Annotated in this window: 15 protein-coding genes; 3 read left to right on the top strand and 12 right to left on the bottom strand. The window is 37.4% G+C overall.

Annotated elements, in window-relative coordinates; genetic code table 11:
• Positions 1-124 precede the first annotated feature (124 nt).
• The 3 genes from ACE1MS_RS10760 to ACE1MS_RS10750 form a co-directional block, all read right to left on the bottom strand.
• On the bottom strand, positions 125-1510 hold the full coding sequence (locus ACE1MS_RS10760; protein ID WP_036161625.1) for a HAMP domain-containing sensor histidine kinase: 1386 nt from the start codon (positions 1508-1510) through the stop codon (positions 125-127).
• Positions 1507-2184, bottom strand: coding sequence for a response regulator transcription factor (locus ACE1MS_RS10755; protein WP_036161622.1), 678 nt, complete (start codon positions 2182-2184; stop codon positions 1507-1509). Before ACE1MS_RS10755 ends, ACE1MS_RS10760 begins: the two co-directional genes overlap by 4 nt.
• Before the next feature lie 113 nt (positions 2185-2297).
• On the bottom strand, positions 2298-4325 hold the full coding sequence (locus ACE1MS_RS10750) for a sensor domain-containing diguanylate cyclase (protein WP_012294402.1): 2028 nt from the start codon (positions 4323-4325) through the stop codon (positions 2298-2300).
• A 541-nt stretch (positions 4326-4866) separates the two neighbouring features.
• On the opposite strand from ACE1MS_RS10750, the gene ACE1MS_RS10745 reads away from it, so the two are divergent.
• Complete coding sequence (locus ACE1MS_RS10745) at positions 4867-5415, top strand: GNAT family N-acetyltransferase (protein WP_012294401.1); 549 nt, start codon at positions 4867-4869, stop codon at positions 5413-5415.
• Between the two features lie 72 nt (positions 5416-5487).
• On the opposite strand, the gene ACE1MS_RS10740 is transcribed toward ACE1MS_RS10745, so the two are convergent.
• Positions 5488-6564: an undecaprenyldiphospho-muramoylpentapeptide beta-N-acetylglucosaminyltransferase gene (locus tag ACE1MS_RS10740; RefSeq protein ID WP_012294400.1), complete on the bottom strand. Its 1077-nt coding sequence runs from the start codon at positions 6562-6564 to the stop codon at positions 5488-5490.
• Positions 6565-6734: 170 nt separating this feature from the next.
• Between ACE1MS_RS10740 and ACE1MS_RS10735 the strand changes: the two genes are divergently transcribed.
• Positions 6735-8084 (top strand): MATE family efflux transporter, encoded by a 1350-nt coding sequence (locus ACE1MS_RS10735; RefSeq protein ID WP_099805155.1) that lies wholly within the window; start codon positions 6735-6737, stop codon positions 8082-8084.
• Between the two features lie 41 nt (positions 8085-8125).
• Here ACE1MS_RS10735 and ACE1MS_RS10730 read toward each other — a convergent pair whose 3' ends face one another.
• From ACE1MS_RS10730 to ACE1MS_RS10705, 6 genes are all read right to left on the bottom strand, one after another.
• Positions 8126-9205: a Ger(x)C family spore germination protein gene (locus ACE1MS_RS10730; RefSeq protein WP_031418179.1), complete on the bottom strand. Its 1080-nt coding sequence runs from the start codon at positions 9203-9205 to the stop codon at positions 8126-8128.
• Positions 9195-10223 carry a GerAB/ArcD/ProY family transporter gene (locus ACE1MS_RS10725; protein WP_197223963.1) on the bottom strand — a complete coding sequence of 343 codons (1029 nt, stop codon included), beginning with the start codon at positions 10221-10223 and terminating at the stop codon, positions 9195-9197. The genes ACE1MS_RS10730 and ACE1MS_RS10725 overlap by 11 nt, the downstream gene beginning before the upstream one ends.
• Positions 10220-11653 carry a spore germination protein gene (locus tag ACE1MS_RS10720; RefSeq protein WP_447402952.1) on the bottom strand — a complete coding sequence of 478 codons (1434 nt, stop codon included), beginning with the start codon at positions 11651-11653 and terminating at the stop codon, positions 10220-10222. Before ACE1MS_RS10720 ends, ACE1MS_RS10725 begins: the two co-directional genes overlap by 4 nt.
• 222 nt (positions 11654-11875) lie before the next feature.
• Entirely contained in the window at positions 11876-12562 is a 687-nt protein-coding gene (locus tag ACE1MS_RS10715; RefSeq protein ID WP_012294395.1) for a CAP domain-containing protein, read from the bottom strand.
• A gap of 444 nt (positions 12563-13006) precedes the next feature.
• A complete protein-coding gene (locus ACE1MS_RS10710) occupies positions 13007-13909 on the bottom strand; it encodes a CobW family GTP-binding protein (RefSeq protein ID WP_447402951.1) in 903 nt (300 codons plus the stop codon).
• Between the two features lie 71 nt (positions 13910-13980).
• On the bottom strand, positions 13981-15495 hold the full coding sequence (locus tag ACE1MS_RS10705) for a lmo1851 family serine protease (RefSeq protein WP_031418171.1): 1515 nt from the start codon (positions 15493-15495) through the stop codon (positions 13981-13983).
• 802 nt (positions 15496-16297) lie between these two features.
• Here ACE1MS_RS10705 and ACE1MS_RS10700 point away from each other — a divergent pair.
• The gene (locus tag ACE1MS_RS10700; protein ID WP_012294394.1) at positions 16298-16570 is read left to right on the top strand and encodes a hypothetical protein; all 273 of its coding nucleotides are present in this window, start codon (positions 16298-16300) and stop codon (positions 16568-16570) included.
• Positions 16571-16626: 56 nt separating this feature from the next.
• Here ACE1MS_RS10700 and ACE1MS_RS10695 read toward each other — a convergent pair whose 3' ends face one another.
• Both ACE1MS_RS10695 and ACE1MS_RS10690 read right to left on the bottom strand, forming a co-directional pair.
• Positions 16627-17373, bottom strand: a complete 747-nt coding sequence (locus ACE1MS_RS10695) for a polysaccharide deacetylase family protein (RefSeq protein WP_036168261.1) — start codon at positions 17371-17373, stop codon at positions 16627-16629.
• 396 nt (positions 17374-17769) lie between these two features.
• The gene (locus ACE1MS_RS10690) at positions 17770-18105 is read right to left on the bottom strand and encodes a hypothetical protein (protein WP_447402950.1); all 336 of its coding nucleotides are present in this window, start codon (positions 18103-18105) and stop codon (positions 17770-17772) included.
• Between the last annotated feature and the right edge of the window lie 77 nt (positions 18106-18182).

The raw sequence follows: 18182 nt of genomic DNA, 5'->3' as shown, positions 1-18182 counted from the left end.
TATTTTAAAGAACGTTTTTTCCATCTCAATCTTACTACTCTTCACAAAAAATACAACTCTTTTTAGCAAATTAAGCAATTTTTTTCGCAAAGGATAGAATAATGAAATAAAGCGTGCATTTTTCTTAATATTTTAGCGGGATCTTTAACGAGAAAACGGTTCCAATATTAACCTCACTCTTGACTTCTACCGTGGCATTATACTTTTCAAGCAACATCTTCGAGATACTTAATCCTAAGCCTGTTCCACCAATTTTACGGTTCCTTGCCTCATCCACTCGATAAAAACGATCAAATATAAAAGGAATATTGTCTTTTGCTATTCCTATACCATTATCAGCAATTTCTAAACATGCATAATTTCCAGCAACTGAAATAGAAATTTGTATCTCAGGAATTTTTTCACAATAACGAATTGCATTTTCTATTATATTACGAATGATTTGACTTAGTGCATTTTCAGTTATAAATAAAGGACCTATTTCATCATTTTTCGACAGCATAATTCGCGCTTTTGGATGTACAAGCTCCATTTCATCGATAACAGCTTCAATTACAGCTAGTGCATTCGCCTCACTCATTTCATCTTTTTCCTCACGTCTTGCAAGCTCTAATAATTCCTCAATCATTTTACGCATGCGAGCAATTTCTGTTAATGAAGTATCAATCGACTCCTCTAAAATAGCTGGATCATTTTTGCCCCATCTTTTCAACAGAGAAAGATGTCCTTCAATTGCTTGGATGGGCGTACGAAGCTCATGAGAAGCATCAGCGACAAATTGTTGCTGCTGTGTAAAAGAAATTTGCAGCTCATTCATCATGGCATTGTACATGTTCAATAAATCACCAATCTCATCGTGTGACGTGTTGGTTAACTGTATGGGCTCATTAAAGCCTTGATCCATCACCATTTTCATGGAAGCACGTAATTCACGCAATGGCTTCATTAAATAATTGGCTAGATAATACCCAATAGAACCTGATAACACCAATGCCCCAACACCTGCGATGAGCATGGCTGTTAATAGATAATGCATGAGCGATTGAAAACCAGTGAGCGGATGGACAACCTGGACATATCCTTGAAAAAAGCCTAAGCGTATTGGTTCATTCATGACCAGTACATCCTGCTTATCAATGGTCGTCTCAAAAATCTCCTGCATGGAGCTAAGTGGTGCAGCAGCTGAAGTATTATTGATACGCAAAATATCCACGCCGTCCGCATTAAACATTCTAACAGTTTCATCTCGGTCGACAATCGATTTGAGCAAACCAGTATTTTGTTGAATTTGTTGAATCGTAATATCTGGTCCCTGTGATTGTAAAAATGAAATAATATCCCTGCTAGTCCGTTCAACTTTGCTTTCCTCATCATTTAATAGCCACGTATGGAGGGAAATATAAACAACCACGCAAATAATCGTATAGCTTAAAAAAATCACACTACTGGAGGTGAGCATCCATTTTTTCTGCAAAGATTGACGACGGAGGTACATAAGTAACTGATTCATTCACGCATCACATACCCAACCCCTCGAACCGTCTCAATATAGGCATTCGTATCACCTGGGAGCTTAGACCGTAAATGACGTATATACACATCTACCACATTGGTCTCTATATCTGTATCATAGCCCCATACAGATGTTAAAATATGCTCGCGTGTACAAACTCTATTTTTGTGTTCAATTAATAGTTTCAGTAAATCATATTCTGTCTTAGTTAGGTCGAGTTTATTCCCTTGCACGAAAACTTCATAGGCTGCAATATCTATCTCAATATCACGCAAACTCAAACATTCACTATTTGCTGGCTCTTGTGTTGTTGCACGACGTAAAATCGTTCGAATTCTTGCTAATAGTTCTTCGATCGCAAATGGCTTGACGATGTAGTCATCTGCTCCAGCATCGAGACCAGCTACACGATCCATAACAGCATCTCTTGCCGTTATTAAAATAATAGGCACTTGAGATTGTGTCCTAATTCGCCGACAAATTTCAATACCATTAATACCCGGTAGCATCACGTCTAGTAATAGCACATCAAATGCATCTGTTGTTGCCAGGGATAGCCCTTCCCGCCCTTCAAAGGCAACCGTCACGTCATAGCCTTCATGCTGTAATTCGAGCTCAACAAAACGCGCAATATGCTTTTCATCTTCCACTAATAATATTTTCTTAGGCACATAATCACCTTCTATTCCGAAATAACGATGTAGGATTTTTATCCCTATACTGTTATAGCATAACATCAAATAAAAAGTCTGTCTCACAACGAATAATTTGTGGACAGACTTTTTTAATGGGCTTCCGAAATATAGAGATTATTTTTCCCTGCTTCTTTTGATTTATATAGTGCTTGATCAGCCAAATCCATTAATTCATCCAATGTTTGGGCATGATCTGGATAATACGAGATTCCTATTGAAGCAGTTGGCGTAAACTGATGATTCTCAATCATCCAGCCTGTTGCTAATTCATCTCGAATGCGACGGATAATATGCATAATTTGACTATGCCTTTTTTCAATTTCCCTCGTTAGACCTGTGAGGATGACAAGAAATTCATCACCCCCTATTCGAATAACGATATCATGACTTCTAACGGTTTTGCTCAAAGCCTGACCAAAGCTCTGAATAAAAGCATCCCCTGTATCATGGCCAAAGCGATCATTGACAGCTTTAAAATCATCCCCATCTAAATAAAGCATCGCTATACTTGCATTGTTTTCGTTGGCTTCTGCCAATATTGTCGGAAACTCTTTTTGTAAATAACGGCGATTAGGAAGTTGTGTTAAAGAATCATGGTAGGCAAGATACAGCAAATCATTTTCTCTCTCTTTACGATGGGTAATTTCACGGGACACCATCATAATTTGTGAAACTTTTTCTCGATCAGGGTCATGAACCACCGTGACATTGCCTTCTGTCCAAATAGGTGTGCCGTCCTTCGCCTTCAATAAAAGCTCGAACTGTGTATCTGTCTGACCAGTATAGTTATTTATAAATGTTTGCCATTCATGCTGGCTTTCTGTATCAATAATGGCACTGTAAAACTGACCTTGTAGCTCCACATTTTCATAGCCTAAATATATTTCATAGGAGGGTGAAGCATAAATAATGATTCCATCCTCATTCGTGATGACAATTAAATCATTTGTATTTTCTGTAATGAGACGGAAAGTTCGTTCAATATTTTTTAGTTCTGTGAACATTCTTTTCTTGTCTGTAATATCATAGTTAATGGTTAAAATTTGTTCAATTTCACCAAACTCATTTTTTAATGGGACGATAGTTGCCTCCACCCAATAATCAGCATGATATTTGGTCCGATAGCACAGCTCTCCTCGCCAGATTTCCCCACTAGCAAGTTTATCATTGATTAATTGTAAAAAATTTTGTGTTTGGTACCGTGGCTTAAGTAGCGCATAAGGCTGACCAATTAATTCCTCTTCTGTGTAACCTGAAGCTTGTAAAAACATCTCGCTCACTTCTGAAATATGACATTCACTATCTAAAATAGCAATGGCCGTAGCTGAATTTAATGCCGACTTAAACACTTCAAAGCCGTGAGATTTCGAACGTAATTCTGCTTTTTGCAAGGTGAACTGTGTGAAGTCCTGCATAATCAGAAAGATTGCAAAGGAATTATCCTCCTGCATGACAGGCGAAAGTGACAGTAAATACATGCGTTCTTGGTGATCCAACGTAAGCAGTCTTACAAACTTTTCATGAACGTTTTCTCCTCTAGCCGCTTGTTGTAGATACCATTTAATTTGCTGAACTTCTTCTTTAGGAACAATCGGTAAATCAAAAAACATTTTTTGTTTGACGGCTTCATTATCTATTTGAAAATCTTCCATAAAGCTTGAATTCACTTCATAAATCATACCTTCAGCTGATAACACAACAGTCGAAAAAAAGGCATGATCGAATAGGGACCGCATAAATAAAAACTTATCTTCAATACTACGGTCATAATGAATTTCCTTTGTAATGGCTAAAACAAAGTCTTCCTGATTATAGCGCAAAGGGCGTACAGTTGTTTCATATTTACGAACCTCCGACTGTACATATGCATAATCTACATAGTCAACCTGAATATGTTCTTCAATTGCATGATGATAGTTTTTCTGAATGATCGAAAAATTTCGATTCGAGGTAACGGCGGAAAGCATTTTTCCAATTACATCGATCGATAACAGTTCTCGAGCTGCATTGTTTAAGCGAATATATTGAAAATCTTCCTTTACTTTTTTCATAAGAAAAACAAAATCATTGCCAATAAATAATTCATTAAAAAAATCTTCGCTTAAAAGATACTCCATACTGTCACCTCCAGAAAAAGGCCATTGCCATCATAATAAAATGCTATGTATATACGTCATTATACGCAAAAACTAATTCTGCTATTATAACATAAAAATAAAAAATTACCGTTCTAGAATTAGATAAATTATATCCTTTTAAGGACATTTTTGATAATTTAACTATTTAAATATAAAAACATAATACTATAGAACTATTTAATTGATTAATTTTAGATAAAAGTAATAGAATTTACTTAATTTTAAATATGTCAAATAAATGAATCATTTCTATCTTTTTATCAGAATTTACTGACTATTAAACTTAAAATTTTGTTTTTTACGAGCAAAATGATTGCATCAAACAGCTAGCATGTTATATTATATTTAAAAAACTAGTCTTTTTTCGGTATGGTCGAAATCAGTAAGACAGCGGGAGATTATGGAATATCATAGTTATAACGTCTAGTTCTTTGGGTTTTAATTCCAGTACGAAATTTAGTTTTCTTCTTTATGCTTCAACGGAATTGTTTTAACTACCCTAGTAAAGGAGGCGTTTCGTATGCTTAAACATCGAGACCTGCATGAATGTACAGAGCTTTATGAGCTATTATCACACCCTTCTGTATTCCCTTTTGTCCGTCAGAAAGCCACATCCGCTGATGAATACTGGTTTATGACAAAGCAATTGATCGAAGAGGAAGCGAGAGGACTCGCTATCTCGAGGACCATTACTGATGACTGGGGTCAACCAATCGGCACCATTAGTATACACGATGTTGAAGACGGTGCAGGTTTTTTAGGAACGTGGATTGGACTCCCTTACCAAGGAAAAGGCTATAATCAAAAGGCAAAAATGCTTTTTTTAAACGAGTTATTTTTTGAATATAATTTTCATACGGTATTCCTCCGTATTCGCGTTGAAAATATAAAATCACAGCGTGCTGCGTTAAAATTACCCTATGTTGTGAGCGCTAATGAAAGTCACCCAACTTTGTTAGCTCAAGTAAATAGTGGTATGGCACAATTTGATTTATTTAAAATTCCAAAGGATTTATTCTACTTAACAACTGCTTATGAAATGCAAGAAGGCGAAGAGCAAGCAATGTAAGCCTATTACTATAAGAAGAAGCTATGAGGTGTTGTCATCATCGACATCCCTCATAGCTTTTTTAATGGATATTTATTTTTGATAGTGCAAAATTAATGACGCCATCTCGTCAGGCGTTTTTGGTTTCTTTGTTTTGGACATCGTTTCAACCATTTCCACTTGTCGCTCTGTTAATGTATAAACAGACTTCATGAAGGATTCCTTTGTTAAAGCTTCTTCCTGTAACACTTCTGCATAGCCTTGCTTTTTAAATAAATTAGCATTTAATATTTGATCACCACGGCTTTTTTGAGCAGATAATGGCACCAAAAGCATCGGTTTATGAAGTGCCAAAAATTCAAAGATAGAGTTTGACCCCGCTCGAGACACAATGAAGTCTGCTGCATGCATTAAATCAGGCAACTCTGTCGTCACATATTCAAATTGTTTGTAGCCAGGCAATGAAGCTAACGTTTCATCATAATTCCCTTTCCCACATAGATGAATTACATAAAACTGTTTTAAAAGCTCTGGTAAATTTTTTCGAAGGGCATCATTTAAAACCACTGAGCCCAAGCTTCCACCCATGACAAGCAAAACAGGTTTTAATGTCGTAAAGCCACAGTATGCTAATCCTTTTGCTCTTTCCCCTTCCAACAATTCAGGACGAATGATGGAACCTGTACAAGTTGCTTTATCATTTGGTAAATGCTTCAATGTTTCTTCAAAAATGGTGAACACGTGAGAGGCAAAAGGTAAAGCAATTTTATTGGCAAGCCCAGGTGTCACATCTGATTCATGGATTACGACTGGAACACCTGCCAGTTTGGCTGCCATGACAACAGGGACAGAAACAAAGCCCCCTTTCGAAAATACGACTTGCGGCTTTACTTTTTTAATAATACGAAAAGCCTGCATCATTCCCGCAAGCACCTTAAATGGATCAGTAAAATTTTTCATTGAAAAGTAACGACGCAATTTGCCGCTTGCAATACCATAAAAAGGTACATCAGGGAAAGCCTCGCCTATTAATTCTTTTTCAATACCTTGTTCTGAGCCAATATAGTGGACATCATAACCTAGTTCAAGTAAAGACGGGAGTATCGCTTGGTTCAACGATACATGGCCAGCTGTCCCACCACCGGTTAAAATGATTGTTTGTTGTTTCACATGAATTCTCCTATTCCTTAAAAACCATTGTAGGTAGACTACTTTTTGTTTACAGTGTTCTATTTTACTATATGCCAACGAAAAGATATAGATGAAGCCATAAAATTTCAGCTTTTCTCTCTTTACATATGCTATACTTGTTCATTATGTTAATGAAGGAAGTATCATACATGTATCAAACATCCACTTTGAAAGAAAAATACGCACTACTTTTAAAAATGATTATCCCTATTCTAGTGACACAAGTAGCCATCTACCTTGTTTCTTTTTTTGATGTGTTAATGTCAAGTCGCTATGGGACGTCTGATTTAGCAGGTGTATCGATTGGTTCCTCCATCTGGATGCCGATTTATACAGGACTATCTGGCATTCTCCTAGCCATAACACCGATTGTCTCCCAGCTTGTTGGGGCAAAAAAGGAAATGGATGCTAAAAAGGCTGTTCAACAAGGCATTTATGTCGCCATTACACTGTCCATCATTATTTTCATCGGACTTTTCTTTGGCATCGATTGGATACTTAGCAAAATGAGCTTAGAAACATCTGTACATACTATAGCTAAGGGCTACATCTATGCGATGTGCGCTGGTCTATTACCACTATTTTTATTTTTTGTTATGCGTTGTTTCATTGATGCACTCGGACAAACACGTGTCACGATGATCATTACCTTAATGACAACACCTATTAATATTGTATTGAATTACATTTTTATTTTCGGAAAATTTGGATCACCTGAGCTTGGTGGAATTGGAGCCGGGGTAGCCACAGCCATTACTTACTGGCTGATTTTCTTCATTACTGCTTGGATTATCGCAAAACGAGTGCCTTTTGAACGATTTCGTATGTTTCACGATTGGCGCAAGCCTGCATGGCTACAATGGAAGGAAATTTTGCTGATTGGTGTGCCGATTGGCATTTCACTCTTCGCAGAAACAAGTATTTTTTCAGCCGTCACAATGATGATGAGTAATTTTAGCACAACCATTATTGCTGCCCATCAGATTGCGATTAACTTCACTTCCCTCCTTTATATGGTGCCCCTAAGCATTTCGATGGGTGTCACCATTTTAGTGGGCTTTGAAATAGGTGCAGGCCGCATGCGAGATGCACGTACATATAGTTATCTTTGTGTGGGTACTGCCATCATCTTTAGCTTTATTTCTGCTTGTATACTCTTTATTTTCCGTGAACCCGTTGCGCACATGTATACGACAGATAGTAACGTCATTGAATATGCCGTGCAATTTTTAGTCTTTGCCGCTATTTTTCAGCTATCAGATTCCATCCAAGCCCCTGTACAAGGTGCTTTAAGAGGCTATAAAGATGTAATGATAACATTTATTATGGCCATTATTTCTTACTGGGTAATTGGTTTACCAGTTGGTTATTTGCTTGCGACCCACACAGATTTAGGGCCTTTTGGCTATTGGATTGGACTCGTTGCAGGATTGACTACTGGCGCTGCTACACTATTGATTCGCTTGCTACTTGTTCAAAAAAGAGTGACTGCTGCCTAATAAAAATCGCCTTATCCTAAGTTCTAGGAAAGGCGATTTTTTTAACGTAAAACTCCTGTTCGAATGATTTTTACATCCACTTTCGGTTTGAGTAATAAAGAGGAAAATTCTGTATGCCAATCTTCTTCCTTAAACATGTTCGGATGGTAAGCCCGAATATAACGACCAATCCCTAATGTATCAGACTTTTGATTTTGAAGAATCCGCAAGACTTCTTCAAATTCAGCTTGCATTTTTTCCTCTATCATTTGTTGTACGTCCTGAAAAATTTCATCCTTATATAAATGATCGTGCGGAAATTCTTCAACCTCCACATCAATGGTATAGCTCATATCTATTGTTCGCAATTCCTCATTGACAGTCCATTTGCGCTTCACCTTTAATACATCGACAGTAATCGGATTGACTTTCCCATCCTTTTGCCACAGATAGCTCATCCGTGCCGCTTTACTTTTTTGATTCATTAATAGCAGCATCGTTAAGGATTGGGACGGTGTTAATACAGTGCCCGTAAAGCTTGGTCCAGTAAATAAACCTAAGCCTCCTGCCACCACATGCTTTTTATCTTCACTAAGTTGAAAATAAGGCAAAGCTATATCAATTGTCTGATCAAAAAGCATCGAACCTACTTCTTGTAAATTGACCTTCGGAAAATAGGTATTATCTTCTGAACTTTCAATAAATCTTTGGTAATAGCTTCCAGCACTATTCGTTAAATCTTTTGTCAAATCTACAAACGGTTTGACATCCCCATCCGTAAGCGCCATTTTAATAGATATAGGATTTTGGGGGTCCCGAAAATAAATATCCAATAGTTCATAGATCGATTCTCTCGCTGTATGATCAGAAATTAGAATCGTTGATAGCTCCGATAAATCAAGTGTTTGCTCCACTTTTAAATTTGCATTTGTCCGGACTTCACGGGGTGACAATCCTTCTGCTTCGATAATTTCCGTGTCTTGAGTCATCGAAGTCGGATAGGCATAATAACCTTTATACGCTCCAACATATCCTTCTATCCCTACGAGTGTCACAACGGAAGAGTTTTTATAAAGGCGCTCATCCCAACATCCAGCTAGCAGTAAGAACGACATGGCAATCATTAGCCCTTTACGATACACTTTTTCCCCTCCATTTATTCCAACCGATAATGACTATGGGTAATAAGAAAGTAAAGAAGATAAATACATAGTGTAAGGAATTTTTGATCAACTCAATGCTTCGAAAATGAATGACAAAGAGTGGTAGAATGGCTAGAAAAATATGATACACAATAATACGACTATTTGGATGCTGCTTTTTTTTCACAAAATGAAGCATTCGAAAAGATAGACCAAAAATCATGACGGTGACAATTGACCAAGAAAGCCAAATATAAACGAAAAAAATATCAAGTCGCTTGACAAATGTAACTTCCTGGGATTTTAAAATATACATAATGGGCTCCGGTATGAGGTTGATTTCTTCGATTGAGAAAAACATTTGTGTAAAAAGAACTGAAATAAAATAAAACACAAAAATAACTAGCTGATACATCAATAAGGGCTTTCCTTTTACCTGTAAATCTTTTTGTAAAAATGGTCGGTAAATTAGATACATTTCAATCCCAAAGTACGCATAGATGCTATGAATCAAACCAGCTCCTATTTGTTTTGTATGCTTCCATTCTATGGGGAAAAGATTACTCCAAGTTAAATCTGGTATCGCTAGCATTAGAAAAGTGATGAATAGGAAAATGATGGGAATCAACATCACACCAATATTGATGACCGTTTCGGGTCGACTTAAGTTGGCATATAGTGATAGTACAACAATAATGACAACGACTATCCACTCAGGTGTTTGTGGCAATACCCACGATGCCAAAACATAGCTCATATAGGCAATAAATACAGCAGTCAATAACAGCCAATAGATTTGATAAACCCAACGAAAAAAAACATTTAAATAGAAATACGAATGATACCGTTCAAAAAATAGAAGTAGGCCATAATGTATCATACTCGCTACAATAAAAATTAACCATGAGCTATTTTTACTGGAGCTAATTAACGGCGTTTGAAAGGCGATGTAGACAATACCCGTTTGAAATATAAATAATAGTAAAAAGAACTGCGCCTTCGTCAAGGAAATATTCATGGTGTATCCTCGTTTTTGGCTTGTTCATCCTTTGGTGGTTGGAAAGATGTGACTTGCACGGTCGGCTTGATAAACGGCCAGCGTAAAAAAATTTTCAGCACAGCCTTCGGTTGAAAAGGAATGATAGGCGAAAAATAAGGCTGTTTCAAAGACGTCAAATTAATAAGATGAATGAGTAATATGACAACCCCCACGACAATCCCTAAAAACCCAAACAAAGAGGCTAGCACCATAAAGGGAAAACGTATCATCCGAATGGTACTATTTAATTCAACCGACGGGACAACATAGCTGGAAATAGCCGTTAAGGCGACGACTATTACCATTAAATTGGATACTAATCCCGCACTTACGATAGCATCCCCTATTACTAACCCCCCTACGATTCCAATCGTTTGTCCTACCGATTGTGGTAATCGAATACTTGACTCTCGAATTAATTCCATAATAATCTCTAGAATCAACGCTTCAATCAATGGTCGATAAGGAATTTCATTGACATCGTTTTTCACTTGATTACTTAATTCCAAAGGTAGGACTTCAAAGTGAAAACTAATGATCGCTATATAAAAAGCGGGCAAAAAAACGGCAGTTATAAATGACAGAAGACGAACAATTTTATAAAAAGAACCGACGACAACTCGACCATTATAGTCATCTGGCGTTTGATAGAAAGAAAAAAAAGTAACAGGACCAATGAAAGCCGTCGGTGAAATATCCGTCATGACTACAGCCTTACCCTCTACTAAATTGGCTACTACACGATCTGGATGCTCCGTATTTAACAATTGTGGAAAGGGAGATAACACCGAATCCTCTAACGCATCACTTAATTGACCAGAGCTATAAAAATAATCTATTTGAAGAGCTGCAATCCGCTTCTCTATCTCTTGTAATGTCTCTGGCTTTATTACCCCATCCATATAAAGATAATAGGCTTTTGTTTTCGTTTGTCGACCAATCGTAAATGATTTTACTACCAGTGCAGGATTATTGACACGCCTACGTATTAACGCTAAATTGGTATCCACACGTTCAATCAGACCTTCATGTGAACCGCGCAAAATACTTTCGTTACTCGGCTCTTCGAGATTTCGACGAACTTCATTCACTATAGTAAGTGCCAGCATTTTTCCTGTTTCAGGCAAAATAACGATGGTTTCTCCCTGACATACTCGCTCAATGGCGAGGGGTAATGAAAAATTGTCTAATGTTGTAATTAATGTTTCACTCCAAAAAGGTTTATCGGTATCTAAACGTGCATAAATGGTATCTAGAACTTTTTGCACTTCCTTCGCATCTACAAGAGACGTGTAAAAGCATAAAATAGCAGTATTTCCTTCATGCCAATCTACCTGTCTGACTGTCAAATCAGAGGAATGGTAGAATGCTTTTTGCAGGCTTTTTATCATATATTCCACTCTATCCATAAAACGCCTCCTCTACTTGAGAGTATAAGCATTTTTCGCTTATTTCAAACGCGTTATAGAGGGATTCATCGCCAAAAAAGATGCCCTGACGATATCATCTTGGCATCTTACTGAAAAATATTTTTAGCTGTAACTGTACATCCCCCTTTTCTACCTTCATGCCATCAAAAAAATGCCCTATAAGCCTAGTAGACTTATAAGACATTTTCTTGAACACAACTCTTATTTAGTAATAAATTGTTGCGTCCAGTAATTACCTGATTTCACGTAGCCTACACCAATATGCGTAAACTTACCATTTAAAATATTAGCACGGTGACCAGGTGAATCCATCCACGCTTGCACTACTTCTTGTGGTGAACGTTGACCTTGTGCAATGTTTTCTCCTGCACTTTTATAGGTAATCCCTAAAGCTTTCATACGATCAAATGGTGAACCGAATGTTGGGCTTGTATGTGAGAAATAGTTATTACTTTGCATATCCTGTGATTTTTCGCGAGCTGCCGCCATTAATTTATCATCCGTTTGTAATGGTGATAAACCAGCTTTTGTACGTTCAGCGTTTGTTAATTTTACTACCTCTTGTTCAAATGCGTTCACATCTGAAGTTGTTGTTGAAGGTGTAGAGCTAGCTGGTGGTGTTGCTGGTTTTTCGTTTTGTGATGATTGATTATTGTTTGGCGTTGCTGCCGTATTATTAGTATTTGTTGAAGGCGTCTCATTAGATGGTGTAGATGCCTGCGGGAATTGAATATTCCATTTATGATTGTTAGACCATTTATAATAAACTTTACAGTTTGTTGTTTGCTTTACTGAATTCCCCTCTGTTGTATTTGTAGCAGCAGAAGCTATTTGAATTGGAGCTGCTAAAAGAAATGTTGCACAAATTGCAGTTAGTGTTTTTTTCATGTTTGCAATTCCTCCTTCTATGCCATTTATCGTAAAGGATAATTTTCATTCAATTCTTACCAGCATTTGCTAACTACCCCAACGCGGAAATAAATACGCGAAAAATCTACGTTTTTTTGCTATATTTCTTAGTAGGATTAACCAATCTATGAAATACTTACGTTTGAAAGAGGGTTGACACCCCTTTAAATCTAGCTAATATTATCGTAAATTTGCCCCGAAAGCGAGTCCAAAATGTATGCGTTATTCACTGATTCAGTCCCTCTAAATATCCTTATCGAAAGCCACCAGAATTGTGATATCACTACTTCTAGTGGCTCTTCTCACCATTTATATTACAAACATATTACAGACACGTTACATTCTCTTTACATAAAAATAAAAAAACCTGCGTAATCTACACATTGTCTAAATTGTGCAAATATCCACAGGTTTACATTTTCTTTATTGAATGCCAATGACAGGAAGAGATCCTACGTTTTCACCGATAATAACAAGCTTCGCAGGCATTTTTATATATTCCGGTAGCCATTGAACCATGCCATATGCATATTGGAATAGCATTGGATTTTTAACTCCTTCAATCGGTACATATCCTTTCATTCGATAAATTGTTTCAGGTAAGGCACGTACCCATTCTTCAAATTGCTCCTGGGTAAACTCCATATCAGCGAATTCTACTAAGCGCGAGCCAAGTTGCATAGAGGCTATCCGCGCTTTTACAATATCAGCTTTATCCATTTGTGCGGTTGCCTTTAAGCTTTCTAACAATGACAAAGGTACTCGTCCATTTGTCGTTTGCAAAATAAAGGCATGGGGATTTAAGCTTTGTAGCTCATAGACTACTTGCGCTTGCTCTGCCTCTGTTAAAAGATCTGTTTTATTCGCTAGTAATAAGTGAGCATGGCGAATTTGTTCCATAAATAGAGAACGTACTTGTGGTGTCAGAGTATCACGGTGAAGCCATAGCTTAGAATCTGCCACTGTAACAATGCCTTTGACATTAAGCTGATCAGCAAACAATGGTGAATACACCGCATCTAATGCCTCAACTGGATGAGCAGCACCAGTTGTTTCAATTATTAATACATCAAAATCACTATCTAATAGAAGAGATTGAATTTGTGCCTCCGTCTTTTCAGCACCTGAACAGCAAATACAGCCTTCTAGCATCTCTTTGAGTGGAATATCCTTTTCCACGGCCTGTGAGTCAAATGGTAGCTTGCCAAGTTCATTCATAATAACGGCGGGCTTTAAATTTTTTTCTTTTAGTTGGCGAATTACATCTGTCAGCATTGATGTTTTGCCACTCCCTAAAAAGCCACTAAATAGGTATACATCCTTCATTCTCTTCTTCCTCCTATAAAAAAAGCTGTCGCAGATGCCGTGAAAGACGACTGTTGCGACAGCTGTATTTGTTAGTTTGTAGTTTCCTCAGCCTTTTCAGCTGTACCTAATAGAAGCTCTTTCGCTTTTAACAACTGAGGATCATCAGCTTTCATTTTTGCACGTAACGCATCCATTAATGCATACGTTGTATTTCCTGTTAAAACACCTGTCTCTTCAAGATTATTCGCAGCTTGTAATTGTTCTACTGCACGCGCTGTATTGTCATCGAAAAGACCATCTACTTCACCAGGTTCATACCCTAGTACTTGAAGCATCTCTTCTGCCGCCTTCACAGTGTCTGATTGCATACCTGCCTTCATTTCCATAGAAGCGTTCAAGTATGGTAACGAGGCATATGATGGGTAAGCAACCTTAACATCAGGAGTAATCCCTTTTTCATTAATCCAGTTACCGTTCGGCGTTAACCATTTACCTGTAGTAAATTTCAGATTAGAGCCGTCCTTCAACGGAGTGACATTTTGGACTGTGCCTTTACCAAAGGATGTTTCACCAACCACCTTTGCACCAACAGATTCTTTTAAGGCACCAGCTAAAATCTCAGAGGCAGAAGCACTACCACCATCAACTAGAACAGTGATTGGTAAATCGTATTTTTTACCAGCAATCGCATTTGTGACTTCTGGTTCTGCATCTTTTTCTTGTACCTGCACAATGGCTTTGCCTTCTGGTACAAATAAATTAGAAATATCCACTGCAGCCTTTAAGTAGCCACCAGGATTTTGACGTAAATCTAAAACAATCCCCTTCATACCTTTGCCTTCGTACTCAACAAGGATTTTTTCAAGCTCTTGAGCAGTTTGTTCACTAAACGATGTAATTTGAATATGGGCAATATTGCCATCAAGCATCTCACCGTATACAGTTTCTACTGGGATTTCATCACGAACAATAGTCATTTGTATAGGCTCAGTATTTTCGCCACGTTTCACTGATAATTTTACAGATGTTCCTTTTTCGCCGCGAATTAACGCAACTGCTTCTGTAGCACTGAAGCCTTGAATGCTTTTCCCATCGACCGTTAAGATGATATCTTTTGGTAATAAGCCTGCCTTTTCAGCAGGAGAATTTTTGATCGGTGACACAACTGTAATATAACCATTACGTTCTTGAATTTCTGCACCAATTCCTTGGAAGCTTGAAGATAAACCAGAGTTAAATTGGTCTGCTTCTTCCTTCACCATAAAATCAGAGTACGGATCGCCTAATGCATCGAACATGCCATTAATAGCACCATCAACTACTTTTTCATCCTCAATATCTTTGTAATAGTTATTTTTCAGTAAATCAAATGCTTCATATAATTTCGTAAATTCCTCACGTTCTACAGGAACTTTCACTTCTACCACTTTCTTATCACCAAATGTTAACGCAAAAATCGTTAAGCCGGCAGTAATAAGAATTGTAAAGAACATTAGCATGATGAATTTAAACGGTTTTAATTGTATAAATTGTCCTGCTGGCTTGATTTCAGCAGGCGTTGGCTCTTGCTGCTGCTCTGTACTTTCTTTTTTCTGTTCATCCATCTTGATTGTCACCACTCTCATATACACTAACTTGTTGTCACACTATTACCATCTTAACAGGTTATACAGAAGACGAAAAGAAAAAGACTGTCCAAATTTTATGACAGACCTTGTCTGATCATGCTTCCAACCATCTAGCATCCTAATGCTCATGAATCCATTGTTCCCTATAAAAGCTTTAGGTATATAATGGTACTGCCTTCTAATTTTACTCATTTCCTAGTAGCAGTCAACTAAAAAATCAATTGACTCATAGAAATACTATAAGAATATAACGTGCCAATGACTCAAAAAGTTTCAAATCATGGACATTTTTTTCACAGGTACTCCTAATACTGTGCTGAAGCTTTTTATAGACCGAATGAACCGTTAATCGGTGAAAAGAAGTAAGCTGTCCATTATAGATGACAGAGAAGACTTCATAGGGTGGCGGCGATTTCTCCATCAACTTTTCCATGCTTTTAATCTTGAACCAGGTCAACTGAGAGGCATAGCTTGCTGGCTGCGACTAAGACGTTTTCCGTTTCCGTCGTAACTTCCACACATAAGAAAGCCTACTAATCGTTTATTCCAATTAACAGGGAAATGCAGGAACCCCTTTTTCTTGCTCCTTCAATAACAGCTTATCCCCCCCAACAATTGTCTATCCATCTTAACGATCTCTATATATGTCAATGACCGCTCCTCCAATATGTTGTCGTTCTGTTAATTTTACCATTTCCTGTGAATCAATTAAATCGTTCTCCTTTTCTCTTCCTCACGCATATGATGCAAGTAATGACAAACATAAGGAGGAAAAATAATGGGAAGAAATAATAAGCCCAATCAAAACAATGATTCCCTAGAAATTTATGCAGCTAAGTTAGCTTATATTGGTACTGCCATTTCAACACTAGGAGATGGCCTACAGACTATTGCATCAGGTCTCGCACTAGAGGCACTTGTCAACGCTAATAAGGATACTTCTCAAAATAATAATGGAGACAGTCAGTCGAACGTTCAAATTGATACTATGCAGAAGCAAATTGATTACTTAATTAGTGAGCTGAAGCACATCAAAAAATTGTTAAAATAACCTTTACATAAAGAGATAGCACCATAAAAAGTAGTGTTGAAAGAAGACTCTCAACACTACTGTTTTTTTTCCATTTTTTTATGCGCCATCTGCACTTCAAGCAATTCTGAAACCGTCACAAATCGATAACCCTGTTTTTCAAGCTCCGGTAATATTTGCTCCAGTGCCTTCACAGTTTGTGCTCGATTACCTCCACCATCATGGAATAACACAATATTACCTGCCTTTACTCCTTTTAATACGGTATTCACTATTCGATTAACTCCTGGACTTTTCCAGTCCAGCGTATCCAAATGCCAGGACCACATCACCACTTTATAGCCCTCTTTGGCAATTGCATCTATCATTGCATCGGAGAATTGCCCTTCCACCGGACGGAATAATGTTGGTTTAAAGCCGGTAATACTGTAAAGAGTTGCATTGGTTTGATCAATTTCCTTCATCAAATTCGAGACATTTGTTTTTAAAGGATGCGTATAGGTGTGGTTGGCCAATTCATGCCCTTCATCGTACATTCTCGAAATAAGCTCAGGGTTTTTTTCTGCATTTTGACCGACAATGAAGAAAGTGGCTTTTGCTTGATATTTATCCAAAACATCCAGAACATCCGCTGTGTAGGTGCGATGTGGTCCATCATCAAAAGTAAGAGCAATGATTTTCTCCTCCGTTTGGATTTCCCATAGTATTTGCCCCGCTTCTTCATAATACTTTCTCCCTTTATTGTCATAAGTACTCGCCTTGACATAAAAAAATGACACCGTAACCAAACAAAGTGGCAGTAAAAACAGTAATACTTTTTTCAAATCTTCACGTCCCCAAAATTTTTTTCGTACTTTATTATTTGAGGAATTCGCAAAAAAATGCTTACGTTTCAATAAATAATAAAAATGCATTTTACCATAACTGAGAGATAATGGCTGTGAAGATAGGTTTTCCAACAACACCAAAATCTTCTAAATTAAGCTCGTCCATCATAATAAGATTTCGACTATAGGCATTTTGATAGCCTTCGCTTTGACCTATTAGACTTGGTCTTATGTAGACTATGGTGAAGCGTTAAACAGCTTTTTGATAAACCATTGGACCATTTATTCGAGTCACGATGTTCTGGCGTTTTAAGAGGCTAAAAATGGAAATGTTCAATGATGCTCTGAATAATGCTCATCTTCATTTTTAAAAGTTGTAAAATATCGCAAATACTACATTTGGACAAGCCATTTAAAACGGAAGCAATCAACATAAAAATGGGCAAAATGACCCCGCTCAATGTTATAGAAATTGTCTTTAAACGCAAAATTTGATACGCCTGCTGCCATAAAATACGGATTATATAGCCTTAGCTCTAGCTTTGTATATTGTTGATGAAAAAAAACAAAATAGCACTGATAGATAGCTCGATGGGGTTTTTTATGGTGAATCTGTTTATGCATTTTTTGTACAAATCGATCACAAAAATCATTATCCAATGCATCCTCAGCCCTTAACAACCCTTCTTTTCGTTCAAAAACAGCGACCCAAACCCCTCTTTCTCTCATAAATGTTTGCTGTTTGTCCATTTACTATATGAAAGAAAGTTAGTGGTGTAGTGCGCTTAGAGGCATCTAATGACCAT

This window comes from Lysinibacillus sp. fkY74-1 (assembly GCF_053165895.1).
Note: the sequence above shows the minus strand (reverse complement) of the source record. Positions and strands in the feature narration are given on the sequence as shown.